Here is a 4158-nt window from a genome sequence, read left to right on the forward strand (position 1 = left end):
GGTGAGCACGGCGAACCGACGTCGGTCCGGTGCTCGCGTACGCGCTGGGCACCCGGCTGGTGGCCGCGCTGTCCGAGCCGTACCCGTCCGCCGACGGGCCGAGCGGGTTGCGGGTCGGCGTCGGACTGGCCGAGACCACCGGCGGCGACCCGGAGGACGTGCTGCGCCAGGCCGAGCTCGCGCGGCGGCGCGCGGTGCAGCTCGGCGGGGACCGGGTCGAGTGGTACGACGCGTACCTGGAGGAGCAGCTCGTCCGCCGGCTCGACCTGGAACGGGAGCTGCCCGGCGCGGTCGCCCGGGGCGAGTTGGACCTGGTCTACCAGCCGGTGCTGGCGCTGGCGGACCGGCTGCCGGTGGGGACCGAGGCGCTGCTGCGCTGGCGCAGCCCGGTGCTCGGCACGGTGCTGCCGGAGGAGCTGCTGCCCGTCGCTGCGGATCTGGACCTGCTCGGCGAGGTCGGGCGGTGGGTGCTGGACCGGGCCTGCCGGCAGCTCGCCGACTGGTCCGACGGCCGGCAGCTGTGGATGGCGGTCAACGTCACGCCCCGCGAGCTGGCCGCGCCGGACTTCGTGGCCCGTGCGGCGGCCGCGCTGGCCGCGTACGAGGTGCCGCCGGAGCGCCTGGTCGTGGAGGTGTCCGAGCCGGTGGTCGCCCCCGAGCTGCCCACCGTGGTGGCCCGGTTCGCCGGCCTCCGTTCGCTCGGGGTGCGCACGGCGCTGGACGACTTCCGCGCCGAGCACGCCTCCCTGGCGCAACTGCGCCGGCTCCCGATCGACCTGCTCAAGGTCGGCCCGCACCTGGTCGGGCCGGCGCCCGACGGGCAACATCCGCTCATCGACGTGGTGGCGAAACTGGGCGACCGGCTCGGCCTGGAGGTGGTGGTCGAGGGGCTGGAGTCGGATGCGCAGGTGGCCGGGGCCCGCCGGGCCGGGTGCCGCTACGGGCAGGGATTCGCGCTGGCCCGCCCGGCCACCGCCGAGCGGGTCGAGGCCTGGTTCGAGGAGTTTCCCTCCACCCCGCGCTGAGCCGGTCGTTCAGTGGGGCAACTGAACCGGTTCACCGGGCCCGCGGCGGGGCGGTGCTGCCGCGCGGGGTGAGGTGTGCGGTCTCGTCCTGCAGGCCGGTGACGGGCTCGCCCGCGATGACCGCGAGCAGTTGGCGCGCGGCGTGCGCCCCGTACGCCGGGATGTCCCGGCCGAGCGCGGTCAGGGGCGGGTGCACCAGCTGGCAGAGCGGGGAGTCGTCCCAGGCCACGATGGACAGGTCGCCCGGCACCGCCAGGCCCATCTCCTGGGCGACGGAGAGCCCGGCGATCGCCATCACGTCGTTGTCGTAGATGACGGCGGTGGGCCGGTTGGCGGAGCTGAGCAGCCGCCGGGTGGCCCGGGCGCCCTCCTCGCCGGTGTAGTCCGACCAGACCGTGGTCGCGTCGTCCAGCGCGAGCCGGCGGCACACCTCGGTGAACGCGTCGGTACGGATCCCGGTGTGCAGCAGCGAGGGCAGGCCGCCGACCCGCGCGATCCGCCGGTGCCCGAGCGCGACCAGGTATTCCACGGTTTCCACCAGCGCGGCCGCGTCGTCGGACCAGACGCTGGCGAGCTTGCCGGTGTGGCCGGGGCCGCCGATCACCACGGCCGGCAGTTGCAGCTCCTCCAGGGCCGGCACCCGCTGGTCGTCGGTGCGCAGGTCGCAGACGAAGACGCCGTCCACCCGCCGCTCGGCCCACCAGCGGCGGTAGACCGCGATCTCCGCCTCCTGGTCGGCCACCACCTGGAGGGTCAGCGCGTACGAGCGGGCCGACAGCTCGGCCTCCACGCCGCTGATCAGCTCCATGAAGAACGGTTCGATGCCCAGTATCCGGGCGGGCCGGCACAGGGCCAGGCCGACCGCCTTCGCGGTGGCGCCGGAGAGCGCCCGGGCGGCACTGCTCGGGCTGAACCCGATCTCGGCGGCGATGGCCAGGATCCGCTGGCGGGTCGCCTCGGACACGCCGGGCTGCCCGTTCAGCGCGTACGACACCGCGCCCTTGGAGACCCCGGCCCGCCGGGCGACATCGGCGATGGTCGGCCGCTTCACCGGCGTGCTCCTCCACTTGTCCGGCCCCTCGGGGCGAGTCCTGCGCTGCCGGGGTTGGCCGGCGGCTGTCACGCTACTGCAACGGCCCCCGGTGACCGATCCACCCGCCCGGAGCCGTCGTGACTGAACCGTACAGCCCGCCACTTGTGCGGTTAAGCGTACGGCCACCCCCACGGTCTCCGCCAGACCTGCGCTCACGATTCTGTTTCGGAAAGCGCTCTACCACGCATGGTCGCGCTCCCACGGCATCGGAAAGGTTACGGGAATGTCGTGCCGTTAACCGGCCGTTGACAGTGTCCTGGGTCACCCGTACGGTGTGCTCACTTATCCGGTTCAGTCAACGTATCTCGATCTCGGGAGCGTTCCCATTTTGGCGCGGAGGATGACATGAAACGGTCCTGGACGCACTGGGCCCGGGCGGCCGCCGTGGGTGCCGTCAGCCTGGTCATGGTCGCTGCGTGCAGTGGCAGGAGCACCACCGGCGGTTCGGACTCGGGCGCCGGTCAGATCACCTTGAAGATCAATTTCTGGGGCGACTTCGGCCTGACCGACCTCAAGACCAAGTACGAGGCGGCGCACCCGAACATCAAGATCCAGCTGAACTCCGGCGAGTACAACGCCCAGCACGAGGACCTGCAGAAGAAGCTCGTCGCCGGCAACGGCGCGCCGGACATCGCAGCGATCGACGAGGGCTTCATGGTCCAGTTCCGCAGCCAGTCCGACAAGTTCGTCAACCTACTGGACAAGGGCGCCGGCTCGTACGAGAGCAAGTACCTGCCCTGGAAGTGGAAGCAGTCCCTGTCGGCCGACGGCAAGACCCAGATCGGCCTCGGCACCGACGTCGGCGGCCTGGCCATGTGCTACCGGACCGACCTGTTCAAGGCCGCCGGCCTGCCCACCGAGCGCGACCAGGTCTCCGCGCTCTGGCCCACCTGGGACAAGTTCATCGAGGTCGGCCAGCAGTACACCGCCAAGAGCAAGAAGAAGTTCATCGACTCCGGCACCAACCTGTTCAACCCGATCCTGGGCCAGCAGCCGGTCGGCTTCTACAACGAGCAGGACCAGCTCCAGATGGACGGCGGCCCGAAGGTCGCCTTCGACTACACCGTCAAGGCCATCCAGGCCGGCCTGTCGGCCAACATGGCCAGCTTCCAGGCCGACTGGGACAAGGGCTTCACCAGCGGCTCCTTCGCGGTGCTCGCCTGCCCGGCGTGGATGCTCGGGCACATCAAGGACACCGCGCCCGGCACCCAGGGCAAGTGGGACATCGCGGCGGTGCCCGGTGGCGGCGGCAACTGGGGTGGCTCCTTCCTGACCATCCCCAAGCAGGGCAAGCACGTCGACGAGGCGTACAAGCTGCTGGAGTGGCTGGTCCAGCCGGAGCAGCAGATCGAGATCTTCAAGAAGGTCGGCAACCTGCCCTCGCAGCCGGCGCTCTACGCGGACCCGGCGATCGCCGACTTCAAGAACCCGTTCTTCAACAACGCCCCGGTCGGGCAGATCTTCCCGAAGATGGCTCAGGGCCTGACGCCGCAGTACCTCGGCAAGAAGAACGGCCCGACCCGGGTCGCCGTCGAGAACGTCATCACCCGGGTGCAGAACAAGAGCCTGAAGCCGGACGCCGCCTGGGGCGAGGCGGTCAAGCAGGCCGAGAAGGCCGCCACCTCCTGACGCAGCAACCGGTGGCGGAGCGGGCGCCGGCCCGCTCCGCCACCGCCTCACCCGTCACCCGTCTCGGCCCTGGAGTGATCCGATGTCCACCACCCGTGCCGCGCCCGCGCCGTCGAGCCACCGATCCGCGCCCCGACGCGGTCGCTCCGGGGGCGACGAGCGGCGGCTGAGCTGGCGCAACCGGCTGTACCGCTTCGACATGCGCTACATGCCGTACCTGATGATCGCGCCGTTCTTCCTGCTCTTCATCGTGTTCGGCCTGTTCCCGCTGCTGTTCAACGCCGTGGTGTCGCTGCGCAACTACCGGCTCGACGACCCGACGCTGCCCTACTGGGCCGGCTTCGAGAACTTCAGCAAGCTCTTCGGCGACGAGGACTTCTGGAACGCCCTCTTCAACACCTTCGGCATCTT

3 protein-coding genes and 1 pseudogene are annotated in these 4158 nt (G+C 70.9%); 3 read left to right on the forward strand and 1 reads right to left on the reverse strand.

Annotated features, from left to right (window positions below):
- The first annotated feature begins 29 nt into the window (after positions 1 to 29).
- A complete protein-coding gene (locus ACWEVO_RS31595) occupies positions 30 to 1025 on the forward strand; it encodes an EAL domain-containing protein (RefSeq protein WP_452311117.1) in 996 nt (331 codons plus the stop codon).
- Between the two features lie 31 nt (positions 1026 to 1056).
- On the opposite strand, the gene ACWEVO_RS31600 is transcribed toward ACWEVO_RS31595, so the two are convergent.
- Complete coding sequence (locus tag ACWEVO_RS31600) at positions 1057 to 2076, reverse strand: LacI family DNA-binding transcriptional regulator (RefSeq protein WP_452311118.1); 1020 nt, start codon at positions 2074 to 2076, stop codon at positions 1057 to 1059.
- A gap of 387 nt (positions 2077 to 2463) precedes the next feature.
- Between ACWEVO_RS31600 and ACWEVO_RS31605 the strand changes: the two genes are divergently transcribed.
- Positions 2464 to 3747, forward strand: a complete 1284-nt coding sequence (locus tag ACWEVO_RS31605) for an ABC transporter substrate-binding protein (RefSeq protein WP_452311119.1) — start codon at positions 2464 to 2466, stop codon at positions 3745 to 3747.
- 82 nt (positions 3748 to 3829) lie between these two features.
- Positions 3830 to 4158, forward strand: a pseudogene (locus tag ACWEVO_RS31610) (sugar ABC transporter permease); the annotation flags it as partial.

This window comes from Micromonospora sp. NPDC003776, assembly GCF_053605645.1.